At 70.8% G+C, this 15913-nt stretch carries 13 protein-coding genes; 6 read left to right on the top strand and 7 right to left on the bottom strand.

Features of this window, described 5'->3' with window-relative positions:
- Nucleotides 1-5 precede the first annotated feature (5 nt).
- Entirely contained in the window at nucleotides 6-1229 is a 1224-nt protein-coding gene (locus SSP29_RS24910) for an acyl-CoA dehydrogenase family protein (RefSeq protein ID WP_089103032.1), read from the top strand.
- Between the two features lie 63 nt (nucleotides 1230-1292).
- Here the strand turns inward: SSP29_RS24910 and SSP29_RS24905 are convergent, their stop codons facing one another.
- The 5 genes from SSP29_RS24905 to SSP29_RS24885 all read right to left on the bottom strand — a co-directional run bounded on the left by SSP29_RS24905 (nucleotide 1293) and on the right by SSP29_RS24885 (nucleotide 5937).
- Nucleotides 1293-2006, bottom strand: coding sequence for a methyltransferase domain-containing protein (locus SSP29_RS24905; RefSeq protein ID WP_089103031.1), 714 nt, complete (start codon nucleotides 2004-2006; stop codon nucleotides 1293-1295).
- Between the two features lie 130 nt (nucleotides 2007-2136).
- On the bottom strand, nucleotides 2137-2832 hold the full coding sequence (locus SSP29_RS24900; protein ID WP_089103030.1) for a type 1 glutamine amidotransferase domain-containing protein: 696 nt from the start codon (nucleotides 2830-2832) through the stop codon (nucleotides 2137-2139).
- Nucleotides 2833-2888: 56 nt separating this feature from the next.
- Complete coding sequence (locus tag SSP29_RS24895; protein ID WP_089103029.1) at nucleotides 2889-3482, bottom strand: TetR/AcrR family transcriptional regulator; 594 nt, start codon at nucleotides 3480-3482, stop codon at nucleotides 2889-2891.
- A 29-nt stretch (nucleotides 3483-3511) separates the two neighbouring features.
- Entirely contained in the window at nucleotides 3512-5176 is a 1665-nt protein-coding gene (locus SSP29_RS24890; protein ID WP_089103028.1) for a class I adenylate-forming enzyme family protein, read from the bottom strand.
- Nucleotides 5173-5937 (bottom strand): SDR family oxidoreductase, encoded by a 765-nt coding sequence (locus SSP29_RS24885; RefSeq protein ID WP_089103027.1) that lies wholly within the window; start codon nucleotides 5935-5937, stop codon nucleotides 5173-5175. Before SSP29_RS24885 ends, SSP29_RS24890 begins: the two co-directional genes overlap by 4 nt.
- 182 nt (nucleotides 5938-6119) lie before the next feature.
- Here SSP29_RS24885 and SSP29_RS24880 point away from each other — a divergent pair, with 182 nt between their 5' ends.
- Both SSP29_RS24880 and SSP29_RS24875 read left to right on the top strand, forming a co-directional pair.
- Nucleotides 6120-7355 (top strand): exo-beta-N-acetylmuramidase NamZ family protein, encoded by a 1236-nt coding sequence (locus SSP29_RS24880; RefSeq protein ID WP_089103026.1) that lies wholly within the window; start codon nucleotides 6120-6122, stop codon nucleotides 7353-7355.
- Nucleotides 7356-7435: 80 nt separating this feature from the next.
- A complete protein-coding gene (locus SSP29_RS24875) occupies nucleotides 7436-8755 on the top strand; it encodes a serine-threonine protein kinase (RefSeq protein ID WP_089103025.1) in 1320 nt (439 codons plus the stop codon).
- A gap of 49 nt (nucleotides 8756-8804) precedes the next feature.
- Here the strand turns inward: SSP29_RS24875 and SSP29_RS24870 are convergent, their stop codons facing one another.
- Nucleotides 8805-11591, bottom strand: a complete 2787-nt coding sequence (locus SSP29_RS24870; protein WP_089103024.1) for a penicillin acylase family protein — start codon at nucleotides 11589-11591, stop codon at nucleotides 8805-8807.
- Nucleotides 11592-11859: 268 nt separating this feature from the next.
- Between SSP29_RS24870 and SSP29_RS24865 the strand changes: the two genes are divergently transcribed.
- Nucleotides 11860-12462, top strand: coding sequence for a hypothetical protein (locus SSP29_RS24865; RefSeq protein WP_089103023.1), 603 nt, complete (start codon nucleotides 11860-11862; stop codon nucleotides 12460-12462).
- A gap of 80 nt (nucleotides 12463-12542) precedes the next feature.
- On the opposite strand, the gene SSP29_RS24860 is transcribed toward SSP29_RS24865, so the two are convergent.
- Nucleotides 12543-13349 carry a G1 family glutamic endopeptidase gene (locus SSP29_RS24860; protein ID WP_089103022.1) on the bottom strand — a complete coding sequence of 269 codons (807 nt, stop codon included), beginning with the start codon at nucleotides 13347-13349 and terminating at the stop codon, nucleotides 12543-12545.
- Between the two features lie 268 nt (nucleotides 13350-13617).
- On the opposite strand from SSP29_RS24860, the gene SSP29_RS24855 reads away from it, so the two are divergent.
- Both SSP29_RS24855 and SSP29_RS24850 read left to right on the top strand, forming a co-directional pair.
- The gene (locus SSP29_RS24855; RefSeq protein WP_150134854.1) at nucleotides 13618-14532 is read left to right on the top strand and encodes a helix-turn-helix domain-containing protein; all 915 of its coding nucleotides are present in this window, start codon (nucleotides 13618-13620) and stop codon (nucleotides 14530-14532) included.
- A 117-nt stretch (nucleotides 14533-14649) separates the two neighbouring features.
- Entirely contained in the window at nucleotides 14650-15717 is a 1068-nt protein-coding gene (locus tag SSP29_RS24850; RefSeq protein ID WP_089103020.1) for an RNA ligase (ATP), read from the top strand.
- Nucleotides 15718-15913: the final 196 nt, after the last annotated feature.

Raw genomic sequence — 15913 nt, 5'->3', positions numbered from 1 at the left:
CGGCCATGGACTTCGCGTTCGACGCGCGCACCGAGGAACTGCGCGCCCAACTGCTCGCCTTCATGGACGAGTTCGTCTACCCGGCCGAGGCGGTGGCCGAGGAGCAGCGGGCCGCGCTGGCCTCGCCGTGGGACACCCCGGCCGTGGTCGAGGAGCTGAAGGCCGAGGCGCGCAGGCAGGGCCTGTGGAACCTCTTCCTCCCCGACGCCGAGTACGGCGGGGGCCTCAGCAACCTCCAGTACGCGCCGCTCGCCGAGATCACCGGCCGCTCCCCGCACCTGGCGCCCACCGCGCTGAACTGCGCGGCACCGGACACCGGCAACATGGAGGTGCTGGCCCAGTTCGGCGACGACGCGCAGAAGAAGCAGTGGCTGGAGCCGCTCCTCGCCGGTGAGATCCGCTCCGCGTTCGCCATGACCGAGCCGGAGGTGGCCTCCTCGGACGCCACCAACATCACCACGTACATCGAGCGAGCCTCCGACGGTACAGACGACTACGTCATCACCGGCCGCAAGTGGTACATCTCCGGGGCGATGAACCCGGACTGCAAGATCTTCATCGTGATGGGCAAGACCGACCCGGACGGCACCGACATCCGGCGTCAGCAGTCCATGGTCCTGGTCCCGCGCGACACCCCGGGCGTGACCGTGAAGCGGGCGATGAAGGTCTTCGGCTACGAGGACCACTCGCACGGCGGCCACGCCGAGGTGGTCTTCGACCACGCGCGCGTGCCCGTCACCAACCTGGTCGGCGAGGAGGGCGGCGGCTTCGCCATCGCCCAGGCCCGGCTCGGTCCCGGCCGGATCCACCACTGCATGCGGCTGATCGGCATGGCCGAACGGGCGATCGAGCTGATGTGCCGCCGGGCCGTCTCCCGTCAGGCCTTCGGCAAGGCGCTGGCCCAGCAGGGTGTGGTGCACAACTGGATCGCCGACGCCCGGGTGACGGTCGAGCAGCTGCGGCTGCTGGTCCTCAAGACGGCCTGGCTGATGGACACCGTCGGCAACCGGGGTGCCCACGCCGAGATCCAGGCCATCAAGATCGCCACGCCGCGTGCGGTCGTCGACATCATCGACCGGGCGATCCAGCTGCACGGCGCCGGCGGTGTCAGCCAGGACTTCCCGCTGGCCGACCTGTACGCCGGGGCCCGCACCCTGATGATCGCCGACGGCCCGGACGAGGTGCACCAGCGATCGCTGGCGCGGCGGGAGCTGAAGAAGTACCTGTAGGCGTTGCGCGGTCGGGGCCGGTGCGGGCATCCACATGCCCGCACCGGCCCCTCGCCGTCCGCCTCAGCCGGTCCGGCCCACCACGAGCTGGTAGAAGATCGGCTCGCCGGTCGTCGTCACCCGGTGCTGGAACCGGGTGCGTTCCAGCAGTTCGAGACGTCCGTCGGCCACCAGCCGCTCCACGGCGACGCCGAACCCGTCCGGATCCGCTTCGTCCATCCACTGCTCGTGGATCGTGAAGGCCACGGGCGCACCCGGCGGCAGGACCCCGAGCGCGTTGACCAGCGCCTGCGGTGTGGCGTGCGTGCCGCCGAACGCGCCGGCCGACACCAACCCGCCGAACGCGTAGGGGCTCAGTGCCTCACGGAGTCCGTCGCCGAGCTGGAAGTCGCCGACCACGTAGTCGGCGTAGACGCCCGGCCGGTCGCGCAGACACGCCTCGCGTGCCGCCGGCAGCGCGTCGACCCCGACGACCCGGGCCACGCCTCCACGACGCACGAGTTCGCCGACCAGTCCGGTGCCGGAGCCCACGTCCAGCACCGTCATCGACTCCGGCTCCAGCCCGAGGCGCGCGGCCGCGCGCAGCAGACCCTCGGCCGCGACCTGCGGCGATCTGCACTGCAGCCGTTCCTGGACGACATGCTCGTAGAGGCCGGGCACGGCGTAGATCCGCGTGTACTCGTGCAGGTGCACCGTCTCGTGCTCGCTCAACGCGATGTACTCACCGTCGGTCACCGGCGGGCCGAGCAGCCGGACACCCGCAAACGCATCTGCCATGCGGGCGAGACTATGCGCACGTGTCCGTGCCCCGCCACCAGTGACCGGGGCGGGCCGACTGCTCGCGATTGCGGGGCGCGTGTCGTCCCCGTCCCGGCACCGGCCGGCGCCCGGTACTGGCGGCCGTCGCCTACTTGAGGATCTGGAGCAGCCGGTCCGCCAGGATCGCCGACGAATGGGGGTTCTGGCCGGTGATGAGATTGCGGTCCTCGACCATGTAGGGCTCCCAGATCGGACCGCGGCTGAAGTCGATGCCGGTCTTCTCCTTGAGCTCCGTCTCCAGGAGCCACGGTGCCCGGGGGGCCAGTCCGACGGCCTCTTCCTCCTCGTCGGTGAAGCAGGTGATGCGGTATCCGTCGAAGGGCGACCTGCCGTGAATCCTGGTGGCGAGGATCGCGGCGGGGGCATGGCACACGATCGCGAGCGGTCTGCCCGAGGCGAGCTGCGCGGTCAGCAGGCGGCCCACGTCGGCGTCGAACGCCAGGTCCGCCATGGGGCCGTGGCCGCCGGGCAGGTACACCGCGTCGTAGTCCTCCAGGCGGACGTCCGAGAGCTGGAGGGGCCGCCGCATCACCTCGGCGGAGCGGATGATCGCCTCCAGTTCGAGGGCCATCTCCTCGCCGCCCGCCATCGACGGGCGCAGGCTCATCATGTCGACGTTCGGGGTCACGCCGCCGGGCGTCCCGACCACGACGTCATGACCGGCTTCCGTGATCTTCTTGTAGGGCACGGCGAACTCTTCGGCCCAGTAGCCGGTCGCGTATCTGGTGCCGTCCTTGAGAACCCAGTAGGTCGCCCCGCTGACGATGAAGAGGACTTTCGCCATCGCACTCGGTCTCCTTCCCCCCGAGTCGACTCGTGGAGGAATTCAGCCGTTCCAGCTTAGGGGCGCAGTGCCCGCAGCAGCAGGTCGGCCAGGTGGTCGGCGACCTCCTGCGGGGCCATGGGGCCGTCGGGGCGGTACCAGGTCGACAGGTGGTGGACCGAGCCGAAGTGGTAGTCGACGACGAGGTCGGCCGGGGTCGCGGTGGAGAACACGCCCTCGCGCTGGCCCTCCTCCACGAGCGCGCGGAAGCGTTCGTGGTAGCGCCGGCGCTCGGCGCGCACCTGCTTGTTCTTCTCCGGGCTCAGGTGGTGCATGGACCGGAAGAAGATCATCGCGTCGTCGAGGTTCTCGATGGTCGTGACGACCACGTCCGCCGCCGCGCCCCGCAGCCGCTTCTCGATCGGCTCGTCCGCGTTCGCGAAGGCGTCGAGCCGTTCCTGCTGGACGCGCAGCACGCGCGCGTACACCTCGTGCAGGAGATCGTCCTTGGAGCCGAAGTAGTGGTACAGCGCCCCCTTGGTGACGCCGGCCGCCTCCACGATCTCCTGCACGGAGGTCCTGTCGTACCCCTGCTCCGCGAAGAGCCGGGTGGCGGCGGCAAGAAGCCGCTGCGGAACAGGAGCCCCGTCTCCGTCCGTCGTCCTGGGCACTGCCGCCACCTGCCTTTCTCGTAAGTCCGCTAACTCTGTTGCGGTCGGGAACGAAGTTCCCGTCGGAGGATCTTCCCACTTGCCGTCTTCGGCAGGTCGGGCAGGATCTCCACCTGGCGCGGATATTTGTAAGCGGCCAGTCTCTCCTTGCAATAGAGGGCGAGATCGTCCGGATCGGTTGCACTACCCGGACGAAGACTGATGTAGGCCTTGACGGTCTCCCCGCGGTAGCCGTCGGGCACCCCGACGACGGCCGCCTCGCGCACCGCCGGGTGGGTGTACAGCACGTCCTCGACCTCACGCGGCCAGACCTTGAAGCCGGACGCGTTGATCATGTCCTTCTTGCGGTCGACCACGTACAGCCAGCCCTGCGGGTCCATGAACCCGATGTCGCCGGTGCGCAGTTCGCCGTCCGGGAAGGTCTCGGCGGTCGCCTCGGGCCGCCGCCAGTACCCGGGCACGACCTGCGGCCCGCGGACGGCGATCTCGCCCTGCTCGCCGAACGGCACCTCCTCGCCCTGGTCGTCGATGATGCGGACGACGCCGTCCGGGCCGGGCACCCCGACCGCGAGGGTCCCGGAGACCGGGTCGACGGGCGCTTCCAGGCCCGGCGGCACGGAGGCGCAGGGTGCGGTGCACTCGGTCAGCCCGTAGCCGTTGCGGATGTACGGCCCGAACCCGGCGCGGAACTTCTCCACCAGGGCCGGCGGCAGCGGGGCGCCGCCCGACGAGATGTTGACGAAGGACGCGAAGTGCTCCGGGGTGACGTCCGGATGGGCGGCCAGGGCCATGAAGGCGGTGGACGGCCCGACCGTGTACTGCGGGCGGTGCTCGGCGAACGCCTCCAGCACCAGGCCCGGCTCGAAGCGGTACGTCAGCACGAGCGTGCCCACGCTGGTGAGGCAGGCGCAGAGCTGGCAGACCATGCCGGTGATGTGGAAGAGGGGCGCGAGGGCGTAGTAGACCGGCGCGTCGGGCAGGGCGAGCCCGGTCCGCTGCCGTTCCGCGTTGTACATGATGTTGCTGTGCAGGTTGGTGGCGCCCTTGGGCGCGCCGCTCGTCCCCGAGGTGTAGCTGATCAGCGCGATGTCGGAGGGCTCCGGGTCCCGTCCCTCGGGCGCCTTCCCGCCCTGCCGCGCGACGGCGACCAGGTCCTCGGCGTCGGCGGCCTGCGGCAGCCGCTCGAAGGTCAGCACGCGCGCGTCGTCACGCGTCTGGAAGTCCAGCTCGCTCGCGGTGAGCACGATCCGCACCGGCGAGTCGGCGGCCGTGTCGCGCAGATACGACTCCCAGGCCCGCTGGGAGCAGACCAGTGCGGTCACCTCGGCGTCCCGCAGGACGTGCGAGACCTCCCCCGACTTGTACATCGGGTTGACCGGAACGACGGTCGCGCCCGCCTTCCAGGCGCCGAGCAGCGCGAGCACGAAGTGCGGCGAGTTCTGCAGGATCACGGCGACCCGGTCCCCGCGCTCCAGGCCCCGCTCGGCGAGATGCGCGGCGACCGAGTCGCTCAGCTCGTCGACCTCGCGGAAGCTGAGGCGGGCGTCGAAGTAGGCGAGGCAGGTGCGGTCGGGCGCCTCGGCCACGGCGGCCCGCAGGGCGTGCACCAGCGAGGCGGGCGGATCGACCGGCCCGCGCTGGGCGTCGTTGAGCAGCGCCACCCAGGGCCGTGCAGCGTATCCGGACTCGCTCACCGGGTGACCTCCCACTTCTGCTGGAGGTGGTTCATGTTCGTCAGCCAGCGGTCCGGGTCGGTGGCCCGCGCCTGGTAGAACTCGGCGACCTCGGGGTGCGGCAGGATCAGGAACCGGTCCTCCGCCATCCCCTTGAACAGCGCGTCGGCGACGGCGTCCGGCTCGATCGCGGTCGGCTGGAGCACCAGGTCACCCGCGCTGCCGGTGGCGGCGAGCATGTCGGTACGGACGCCCTGCGGACAGATGGCGTGCACCTTCAGGCCCCGGTGCCGGTACGTCAGCGACAGCCACTCGGCGAAGGCGTAGGCGGCGTGCTTGGTCACGCTGTAGGGCGCGGCGCCGATCATGGTGAGCAGTCCGGCGGCGGACACGGTGGACACGAACCGCCCGCTCCCCCGCTCCAGCCACTCCGGCACCAGCTCCTGGGCGGCCCGTACGTGAGCCATGACGTTGACGTCCCAGGCCGATTCCCACACGGCCGCGTCGGCCGCCTCGGACCCGCCGGAACCGAGCCCGGCGTTGGCGCAGTAGACGTCGACGCTCCCGCCGAGCGCTTCCCGGGCGGCGCCGACGATGCCGGACGCGTCCCCCGGAAGGGCGATCCCGCCGATCTCCTCGGCGACGACGGCCGCCTTGTCCCCGTCCAGGTCGTTCACGACGACGCGGGCGCCTTCGGCGGCGAACCGGCGGGCAAGGGCGGCCCCGATGCCCCCTCCCGCCCCGGTGACGACGACTCGGGCATCTTGCACGGCTCCCACCATCGGTCTCCTTCGACACGACGCGACCAGACTCGGCTCAGCAACGACACACTAACCGGTCGGTATGTTTGAGAAAAGGGCGACCGTCACACCCCCTAAGCTGCAGCGCGCCCCAAAGGGGCGCGGGGAACTGCGCGACCAGCCACACACGACCCGCACCCGGACGACGACGGAGGCTCACCCCCATGCGCCCGTCCAGACGAAGTCTGCTCACCGCGGCCACGGCAACGGCCGTGACAGCCCTACCCACGGCCACCACAGCCGACGCCCACGGCACCCTCAAGACCGGCTTCGATCACCTCGCCGCCGACGGCTATGCCCTCCTCGCCGCCCAGAAGACCGGCATCGTGACCAACCCCACCGGCATCACCCCCGACGCCCGCCACATCGTCGACGTCATGCACGCCGACCCTCGCGTGAACCTCACCGCCGTCTTCGGCCCGGAACACGGTTTCCGCGGCACCGCCCAGGCCGGCGGCTCCGAGGGCCGCTACGACGACCCGGCGACCGGCCTGCCCGTCCACGACACCTACCTCAAGAGCGGACAGCCCCTCGCCGACGTCTTCACCGCCTCCGGCGTGGACACGATCGTCTTCGACATCCAGGACGTCGGCGCCCGTTTCTACACGTACATCTGGACGCTCTACGACTGCATGGAGGCCGCCCGGCTGGCCGGCAAGCGCTTCGTGGTGCTCGACCGCCCGAACCCGGTGACCGGCCGCACCGCCCAGGGCCCGGTCCTGCACCGGGAGTTCGCCAGTTTCGTCGGCCGGCAGCCGATCGCGCAGGCACACGGCATGACGGTCGCCGAACTCGCGCGGCTGTTCAACGCGGAGTTCCTGGACCCGCCGGTCGCGCTGGACGTCGTACCGATGACGGGCTGGCGGCGCTCCCGCTTCCTCGACGCGTACGGGCTGCCGTGGGTGCCGCCGAGTCCCAACATGCCCACCCCGGACACCGCCCTCGTCTACTCGGGCACCTGTCTCTTCGAGGGCACGAACCTGTCCGAGGGACGCGGTACCACCCGCCCCTTCGAGCTGCTGGGCGCCGAGGGCATCGACGCGCGCTGGGCGGCCGCCGCCAACGAGCTCGCGCTCCCGGGCGTGCGGTTCCGGGAGGCGTACTTCGCGCCGGCCTTCTCCAAGTTCCAGGGCAGGACCGCCGGCGGGGTGCAGATCCATGTGCACGACCGGGCCGCCTACGACCCGGTACGCACCGGAATCGCCCTGCTGGTCACCGCGAAGAAGGTGTGGAGCGGCTTCGCCTGGCGCCCGGACGGCTGGATCGACAAGCTCACCGGATCCACGCGCGTGCGCACGATGATCGACGCCGGGGCGGGCCCGGACGAGGTGGTCGGCGCCTGGCAGGACGAACTCGCCGCATTCCGCCGGGTCCGAAAGGAATTTCTCCTCTACAGGTGAGGCGCGTCGTATGGCCAACCTTGCCCCGCAGCAGGACGATGCGCGCACATCGCACCGGTTCGGGGGACGAGGAGCCTGGTATGGCGGATCCTGGGATGAGTGTGACTCCCTACTGGGAGCTGACCTTCGACGCGGACGGGGACCCGGACGCCGCCGAACGCGACCGCCTGCTGGGCGAGATCGGCGGCCACGGCGTCCATGACCTGATCGTCTTCGCGCACGGCTGGAACAACGACCGTTCGGGCGCGACCGCCCTGTACCGGCGGTTCTTCGCGCCGATCCCGAAGCTCGCGCCGAAGGCGCGGATCGGGTACGCCGGGGTGATCTGGCCGTCGATGCGGTTCTGCGACGAGCCGATCCCCGACTTCCCGAAGTCCGTGGTGGCCACGGAGGCGGAGGAGTCACCGGCGCCCGCCCTCGACAAGGACACCCGGCACGCGCTCCTGGAGACGTTCCCGGGGCGGGCCACCGTCGTCGACCAGATCGCGCGGATGCTGGACCAGCGGCCGGCGAACGAACTGGAGGAGTTCGGGCGGCTCGTACGGCTGCTGGTCGAGGTTCTCCCCGGCGGCCCGCAGCCGCTGTTCGCGGCGGACACGCTCGCGGAGGGCGTCCCGCAGAGCGACCCGGTGCTGTTCACCGGGGACACGGCGGCCCTGTGCGAGGAGTTCGCGGCGGCGCTGGCCACGCTCCAAGGGGGCGGCGGCGCGGCCGGGTTCGCGCTGCCGAACCCCTGGGACGGCGCGAAGGAGCTGCTCAGGCAGGCGACCTACTACGCGATGAAGCGGCGCGCGGGGACCGTCGGGGAGCGCGGGCTCGGGCGGGTGGTCGGGCAGCTGGCCGGGGCGGCGCCGGACGTGCGGGTGCATCTGGTCGGGCACAGCTTCGGCGGCCGGCTGGTGTCGTTCGCGCTGCGCGGGCTGCCGGACGGGGTGCGCACGGTGAAGTCCGTGACCCTGCTGCAAGGCGCCTTCTCGCACTACGCGTTCGCCGCCCGGCTGCCCCACGACCCCCGTACCGGCGGGGTGCTCCAGGGGCAGCAGAACCGGATCGACGGCCCGCTGGTGTGCTGCTACTCCCACTTCGACGAGGCGCTCGGCACGATGTATCCGCTGGCCTCGCGGATGGCGGACGACTGCGAGTCGGCGCTGGGCGAGGACGTGGGGCGGATGCTGGGCGCCATGTGGGGTGCGATGGGCCACGACGGTGTCCAGGAGGTGCCGGGCACCCGTGCGCTGGACCTGGCGGCGGCGCTGCGCGGCCCGCTCGCCGCGCCGGGCTGTGTGAACGTCGACGCGGCGGCGGTCGTGAAGAAGGGCGGGCCGCCGTCCGGGGCGCACAGCGACATCGTGCACCCCGAACTGGCCCGGGTGGTGCTGGCGGCGGGGCACATCGCGTGACCCCGCCGCCGTGGGACATCAGCCCACCGGTGTGCGGCTCAGCCGTGTCTCACCTGTGTGAGGTGAACTCCACGACCTGCTGGAAGGTCGGCCGGTTCTGCCAGCTGATGTTGTAGTGCTTGATGCCGCCCAGGGTGCGCTGGACGATCGAGTCGGCGCACCACTGGTCGCCCGCCGAGCACAGCGAGTCCCCGGGGTAGACGGTGGACGCGCTGGTGCCGGCCGCCGTCTTCAGGGTGCTGATGAGGATGTCCCGGCAGGCGCTGAGGCTGCCGCCGCCGCAGTACTGCTCGGCGAGCGGTCCCGACACGGTCTGCCCGAGCACCGACCGGATGTCCTTGTCGACATAGCTCCACCAGCCGTACTGGAAGGAGCTTCCGGCATGCGAACCGGTCGGTCCGTGGGCGGCGGACGGGGTCTCGTCGATGTAGAGGTTGTTGGTAAGCGCGGTGTACAGGCTGTCACCGAGGCCGGGCTGGAACTCGGCCTTCACCAGCAGCGGCCACCAGGCGTCCAGGATCCGGATGGCGTCGGAGTTGGCGTACGTCTTCGAGCCCGCCGAGGTCTCCGTGCGCTTGCCGCCCGCGGTCAGCCAGGTCTGGAGCTTGGTGACGGCCGCGGCGGCCGTGGAGTCGGTCACCGTACTGCTGTTGATCACCTTCAGCAGGTCCGGCAGGACGTCCTCGGCCCGCAGGTCCTCCAGGGATGCGTCTGCCATGGCCTTGACAAGCACAGAGCGGGTGACACCGCCGGCGGCGACGAGTTTCTTGACCCGGTCGTCGAGGAGGTTGCCGCGGTGCACGGACCCGTCACCCCAGCTGGCGGTCGTGTAGTTCAGCGCCTGTTTGTTGTTCCAGGAGATGTAGTAGTCCTGGTCGATGGAGTTGGGGTGCGCGGAGGCCGGGGTGTAGTCGGCCGTGTTGGTGGTCGGGTCCCAGTTCTGCCACTCGTAGGCGGCCTGGCCCCAGACCGGGAACTCGGGGTCGACCCCGCTCGCCCGCACCGGGTTGTTGCCGCTGTTGTAGTACGCGGTGTGCGAGGAGTCGGCGTAGAACCAGTTGAAGGTGAAGTTGATGTGCTGGACCGCGCTCTGGAAGGTCTGCGGGCTCTTCACGTAGTCGGGGTCGTTGAGCATCTGGAAGCCGATGATCGAGTCGGCCTCGTGCATGTAGGAGGATCTCAGGGTGGTGTAGGCGACCTTCTTCCCGCCGACGGTGGCCCGGTATTCGACCGGGCCGTACTTGGTTTTCCAGACTTTCATGGTGTAGGAGCCGGCGGCCGTGCCGTCGGCGGTGGTCGGCTTCCAGGAGTTGGCCTGCTCGACCTCGTCCATGGCCGTGCAGGTGCCGTGGTACAGGTAGTGGTAGTCGTCCTGGCAGAGTTCGACCGCGTAGGAGTCGATGATGTCCTGCCCGGAGGTGGTGGCGGACCACGCGTAGTCCTGGCCGCGGCCCAGTTCGACGTACATGCTCAGGCCGGCGAAGGAGGCGCCGCGGGCGCTGATGCCCGGGCCCTGGATCTCCTGGAGCATGAGCAGCTGCGGGGCGAAGTAGCCGGTCTGCGGTCCGAACACGGCGATCGGGTGGCCGCTCGCGGTGTACTTGCCGCTGACGACGAGGGCGTTGGACATCCCGCGCTTGGCCGAGCTGAGAGCGGTCGCGGTCGCCGCCGCGGAGGCCGCGCTGGCGCTCTGGTCGGCGCCCGTGCCGGTGGCGTTGTAGACCAGCGGTTCGGTCGTCACCGTACCGGCGTCCGGCAGTGCCTCGCCCTGCGGGTTGTCGGGCTTGGTGCCGTACGGGAAGCTCTCGCCGTTGTGGACGGTGAGCACGGCCTCGGGGTCGTTGCGCTCACGGAACGACTCCCAGACCTTGGTGCCCTCGGTCACACCGTACTTCTCCTGGGCGGCGAGCAGCGAGATGGCGTTGTTGACCTCGCCTCCGCCGCCGGAGCCGAACAGCGTGCCGATCACGGAGGCCAGCGCCACCAGGTCGGTGATCTTGAAGTGGTCGATCGTACCGGCGTTGGTGATCGAGTCCTTGTGTCCGGTCAGCACGTATTCGCCGGGGAAGTACCGGCCGCTGTCGGAGGCGTCGATGTAGGAGTTGATGCCGGCGAGGTAGGCGTTGGCGTCCGCGAGGGCCTGCTGGCCGCGGGTGCCGTTGTTGGCGACGGCGTTGTCGATCTGCGCCTGGAGGTCGGCCTCGGAGTAGGGGGCGTTGCGGTAGAACTCCTGTTCAAGGCCCTGGTTGGAGGCGGCGCCACCGGCGAAGGTGGTGAGCTGGCCGCGGCCGACGTGCCGGAACACGTCCATGAGCCACAGCCGGTCCTCAGCGGCGGCATACCCCGCGCCGAACTCGGTGCCGTATCTGGTGGTACCGGTGATGTGCGGCACGCCCGTCTTCTTGTCACGGACGATCGTCACGTCACTGCGACCCGCCGGACTCTCCGTGGAGGCGACTTGATCGGAAGCGACACCGAACGACGAGTCGTTGAAGAACGTGTTGATCTTCGCGTCGGTGAGGGTGGAGTACCCCGTGGCCAGGTTGTTGTAGGGGCCCAGCTGGTCCTCGGCATGGTCGGGCTGGGTGCCGAAGACCTGGTTGAGGAGGACCTGGGCGAGCGTGGCGTTGCCGTTCTCGCCGGGCGGCAGGATGTCGGAACACTGGCCGCCGCAGTAGTCGTTGGAGGCCGCGGCCGCCGCCGGAGTCGCCTGGACCAGCGGGGAGAGCAGGCCGGCTATGAGGACGCATACGGATGCGGCTTTCAGGAACCCGGGGAGCTTGCGGGGAGTTCTCAGTTTGTCGAACAACGCGTGATGTCTGGTGCGCCGGGGCATGGCAGCTCCTCACGACGGGGGTGGTGCCGGACGTTACCGCCGGTATCCCCGGGATTGAAGATGAACATGCGTCAAGTTTTGGAGTGGTCGCCCGCGTCGGTGGTGCCACCGGCCGTCGGTCAAGGCGGGCGGCCTTATGGGCGGCATCGGAAATCGGATGGAGCCGATTCGAGTGTCGATACGTCTATACGGCAACGCCGCGCGAAGCCGGTGCGGCGACGCCGAAGTGACCGAAGTACAGGTGCAGGTGTGACGGAGGTGCAGGGCGATGGCCGGTTTCCGGAGTCTGGCGAGACAGGTGCGAGACCCACGGTGCGATCTGGCGCTACGGCGTTACTCGCTGCGCAAGTGCCTGGAGCGGTTCGCTCCTTACGGGCACCGCGCGACCTGGGACCATCTCTGCTCGCGGGCCGGGTTCGGTCCCGAGGACCGGTCCCCCGATCCGGTGCGTCTCGTGGGCGCGCTGGAGGAGCTGGAGGAGGCACGGACGGTATGGCTCGCCTATGAGGGCGAGTTCGCCGAGCGCCGCAAGAAGGAGAAGCACGACGGGCTGCGCCGCCCGGGCAGCGTGGACGACTGGCACCGGCTGACCTGGGGCGGATTCGGAGTGGCCTGGTGCGACGACCCACGGGTCCATCCCGACGAACCACTCGCCGAGGTGCTGCGACGGCTGATCGCCGCCCTGGAGCGCGAGCCGGGCACCGTCTGCCCGGTGTGCGCAGGGGAGCGCCTCATCTGGAAGTACGACCTGGACCACGAGCCTTCCGCCGGTCCGGTCTGCACGGACTGCGGGATCCTGGTGCCGCGTCCGGTGCTCACCCCCGAGGCCCTGGCCTATGCCAGGCGCGGGCGGCTTCTCATGTCGGCCTGACCACGTGGGGGTGCGCCGGGGATGCCGCACCCCCCAAATGCCCGGCGACCCACCGCAGGCGGCCGCTCAGGAAGCGATGGTCAGCTGGCCTTCCAGGTGTCCGCGAAACTGCCGCCGGATATCGTGCCCGGCTGGGCGCGCACGGCGGAGCTGCTGCTCTTGGTCATCACGATCTCGGTCGGCGAGAAGCCGTCGAGGTTGGAGCCGTTCGCCTTCGCGCCCGTGAAGGTCACGGTGCCGAAGTTGGCGAGGCTCGCGACCGAGCCGCCGACCTCGGGGGCCTCCGCGACGACCTCGGCGGAGGCGTTCTTGAAGCCGGAGGAGCCGGCGTGGGTGGTGGTCTTCGTCCAGCCCTGGGTGGAGTCCGTGAGGGTCATGGCGAAGGTGCTGCCGTTGTAGGTCACGGTGGCGGTGAACTTGTCGCCGCCCTTGACGGTGACGCCGGAGTAGGCGCTCTCGGAGGCGGGCAGCACCTCCCACCAGGCGCCGTAGACGGCCGTGCCGTTGATGCAGTCGGCCTCGGTGCCGGTCTGCTCCAGCGCGGAGTTGCTGTAGCCGTCCAGGCCGACCCAGAACGAGGAGTACGTGGTGGCCGAGCCGCAGCTGACGGACGGCTGGGTCCAGGAGGAGGTCACCGAGGTGTAGGCGCCGGAGGAACCGGTGGCCGCGTAGCCGGACCAGTTGGTCGAGGAGACGGTGGCGTTGGTCGTGCCGGGCTTCGACAGACCGCGCAGGGTGTGGCTCTCCTGGCGCGCGACGGCCTGGGTGAGCTGGGCGGTGGTGTGCGCGGCGAGGTGTGGGGCGGCGGCGAGCGCCGGGGTGGCGAGGGCGGCGCTGAAGGCGGCCGCGGTGGCGAGGACGATACTGGCGGAAGCTCTCGCTGACATGACTCTCCGTCACGGAAGGGAGTGGGGGGGCGCCTCCGGCGGTCCGGCGATCTTCCACCGGGGACGACAGCAGCTTCCGCTCACTCCATGACCATGACAAGCCCGTCAAGGGCGTTCAGTATTGCGGGATTTGACGCCGAAACGCAGCGGAAATTCGACAGGATCCCGACAGGTTCACCCAAGCTCGATCAAATAACGGGCAACACTGGTCCAACATCCCGGCAACGGGGTTCCGTACCCGCACATCCTCCGGCCAAGACTGGTGCATGTGACATCCAGACCCGAGGGGCCGTTCCCCGAGGCGCTGCGGGCCGCCATCGCCGCCAGCGGGCTGAGCCTGGAGCGGATCCACCACCGGCTGCGGCGGCGGGGCACCCCGGTGGCACCGGCGACGCTCAGTTCCTGGCAGTCCGGGCGCTACCGTCCCGAGCGCAAACAGTCGCTGGCCGCGCTGGCCGCCCTGGAGGACGTCCTGCGGCTGCCGCCGGCCGCGCTCAGCGGCCTGCTCGGCCCGCCGCGCCCGCGCGGCCGCTGGCTGCCTCCGCCGCCCGGCCATCCCGGGCTGGCCGAGACCTGGTCGGGGCGCCGTGACATCAGCGCCGCCCTGGACACGATCGACACCCGCTGGGACGACAGCCTGACCCGGCTGAGCTGCCACAACCGCCTGGAGGTCGGCCCCGACCGCCGCCCGGCCTCGCTGGCCAGCCGGCGGCTGCTGCGCGCCGAGGCCGACGGCGCGGACCGCTGGATAGCGCTGTACCGGCTGGACTCCCCCGGGCCACCGCCCCGGGTCCGGCTCGCGCCGCCCTGCCGGCTGGGCCGGGTCGTCGAGATCCCGGAAGACGGGCTGGTGGCGGCGGAGATGCTCTTCGACCACCCGCTGGCCCGCGGCGAGACCGTGATCGTCGACTACACCCTCGAACATCGCGAACCCCGGCCGTACTCGCAACGGCTGGAGACCGCCATCCACGTGCCCATGCGCGAGCACCTGCTGGAGGTGCGCTTCGCCGCCGAGGCGCTGCCGTCGGCCTGTTACTCCTTCCGCACCACGGCGCTGGACGCCCACCCGCGCACCCACCCGCTCCGCCTGGACACCGCGGGCTCGGTGCACGCGGTGGCGCTGGCCGCCGGGCCCTGCCGTTTCGGCATCCGCTGGGAGTGGCCCGGCGCGACAACGCCATAGCAGTGGCTAATCCGCTGGTTCCACCCGTTTCCCGTCCGGAGAGTTGGGCCCGATGAAACCCGACTGAGGAAACCGGGCCGTGGAACCCCGCGGGTTCCCGCCGAGCGAGGAGTGCCGATGTCGACGCTGCGCGTCACCGCCGAAGTGCTGACCGTCCACGAACACCCCAACGCCGACGCGCTGGAGCTGGCCCAGGTGGGCCTCTACCGGGCGGTCGTCGCCAAGGGCGTGTACCGCACCGGTGAGACCGCCCTGTACATCCCCGAACAGGCCGTGCTGCCGGCCGGGCTGATCGAGGAACTGGGCCTGACCGGGCGGCTGGCGGGCAGCAGCGCGAACCGGGTCAGGGCGGTACGGCTGCGCGGTGAGCTGTCGCAGGGGATCGTGTGCCGTCCCAGGGCGCTGGCCGGCGTCGACCTGGCCCGGGCGGCGGCGGAGGGCACCGACTTCGCGGAGACGCTCGGCATCACCAAGTGGGTGCCGCCGGTCCCGCCCACGATGGACGGGGACGTCGAGTCGGCACCCGACCTGCTGCCCTGGGTCGACATCGAGAACATCCAGCGCTACCCCGGCATCTTCGAGCCCGGCGAACCGGTGGTCCTCACCGAGAAGCTGCACGGTTCGGCGTGCCTGCTCACCTATGTCGCCGACGAGGACCGGGTGTACGTGTCCTCCAAGGGCTTCGGCGCAAAGTCCCTGGCCCTCAAGGAGGATCCGCGCAATCTCTACTGGCGGGCGGTGCGCGGCCACGGCGTCGCCGACGTGGCCCGGCGACTCGCCGAACGGCTCGGCGCCCGCCGGGTCGGGATCTTCGGGGAGGTGTACGGGGCGGGCGTCCAGGACCTGACGTACGGCGCCGACGGGCGACGGGAGTCGCTCGGGTACGCCGCGTTCGACGTGTCGGCCGAGTTCGACGGGGCGGTGCGGTGGCTGGCCGCGGCGGAGCTCCTGGCGGGCGAACTGCCCCTGGTGCCACACCTGTTCGAGGGGCCGTACGACATCGACCGGGTGCTGGCGGTGGCGAGCGGCCGGGAGGCCGTGTCCGGGCGGGGGCTGCACCTGCGGGAGGGCGTGGTGATCCGGCCGGTGGTGGAGCGGTACAGCGCGGTGACCGGGGGCCGGGCGATCGCGAAGTCGGTGAGCCCGGCGTATCTGACGCGCAAGGGCGGGACCGAGTTCGAGTAGGTGCGGGTGGGGTGGAGCGGGGGGGGGTGGGGACGCTTACCGGCGCCGGCGGGGTGCCGCTGCGCCCACCCGTGCCGCCCTGCGGCACGCCTGCCCGCAGCTGGGTAGCCGGCGCGACTACAGCGCCCCTTCAGGGGCGCGGGGCTGTATTTGATTTGCGGCTCCGCCGCGCGGGCGCGCTCAGCCCCCACGCACC

It is taken from the genome of Streptomyces hyaluromycini (genome assembly GCF_002217755.1).
In the GTDB taxonomy this organism is placed as follows: Bacteria; Actinomycetota; Actinomycetes; order Streptomycetales; family Streptomycetaceae; genus Streptomyces; species Streptomyces hyaluromycini.
Note: the sequence above shows the minus strand (reverse complement) of the source record. Positions and strands in the feature narration are given on the sequence as shown.

Bases quoted from the DNA above. Each gene is read 5' to 3' on its own strand.
- SSP29_RS24900 (WP_089103030.1), bottom strand. From the start codon at position 2,832: ATGGCGAAAGTCCTCTTCATCGTCAGCGGGGCGACCTACTGGGTTCTC.
- SSP29_RS24880 (WP_089103026.1), top strand. From the start codon at position 6,120: ATGCGCCCGTCCAGACGAAGTCTGCTCACCGCGGCCACGGCAACGGCC.
- SSP29_RS24870 (WP_089103024.1), bottom strand. From the start codon at position 11,591: ATGCCCCGGCGCACCAGACATCACGCGTTGTTCGACAAACTGAGAACT.
- SSP29_RS24875 (WP_089103025.1), top strand. From the start codon at position 7,436: ATGGCGGATCCTGGGATGAGTGTGACTCCCTACTGGGAGCTGACCTTC.
- SSP29_RS24885 (WP_089103027.1), bottom strand. From the start codon at position 5,937: ATGGTGGGAGCCGTGCAAGATGCCCGAGTCGTCGTCACCGGGGCGGGA.
- SSP29_RS24865 (WP_089103023.1), top strand. From the start codon at position 11,860: ATGGCCGGTTTCCGGAGTCTGGCGAGACAGGTGCGAGACCCACGGTGC.
- SSP29_RS24905 (WP_089103031.1), bottom strand. From the start codon at position 2,006: ATGGCAGATGCGTTTGCGGGTGTCCGGCTGCTCGGCCCGCCGGTGACC.
- SSP29_RS24850 (WP_089103020.1), top strand. From the start codon at position 14,650: ATGTCGACGCTGCGCGTCACCGCCGAAGTGCTGACCGTCCACGAACAC.
- SSP29_RS24860 (WP_089103022.1), bottom strand. From the start codon at position 13,349: ATGTCAGCGAGAGCTTCCGCCAGTATCGTCCTCGCCACCGCGGCCGCC.
- SSP29_RS24910 (WP_089103032.1), top strand. From the start codon at position 6: ATGGACTTCGCGTTCGACGCGCGCACCGAGGAACTGCGCGCCCAACTG.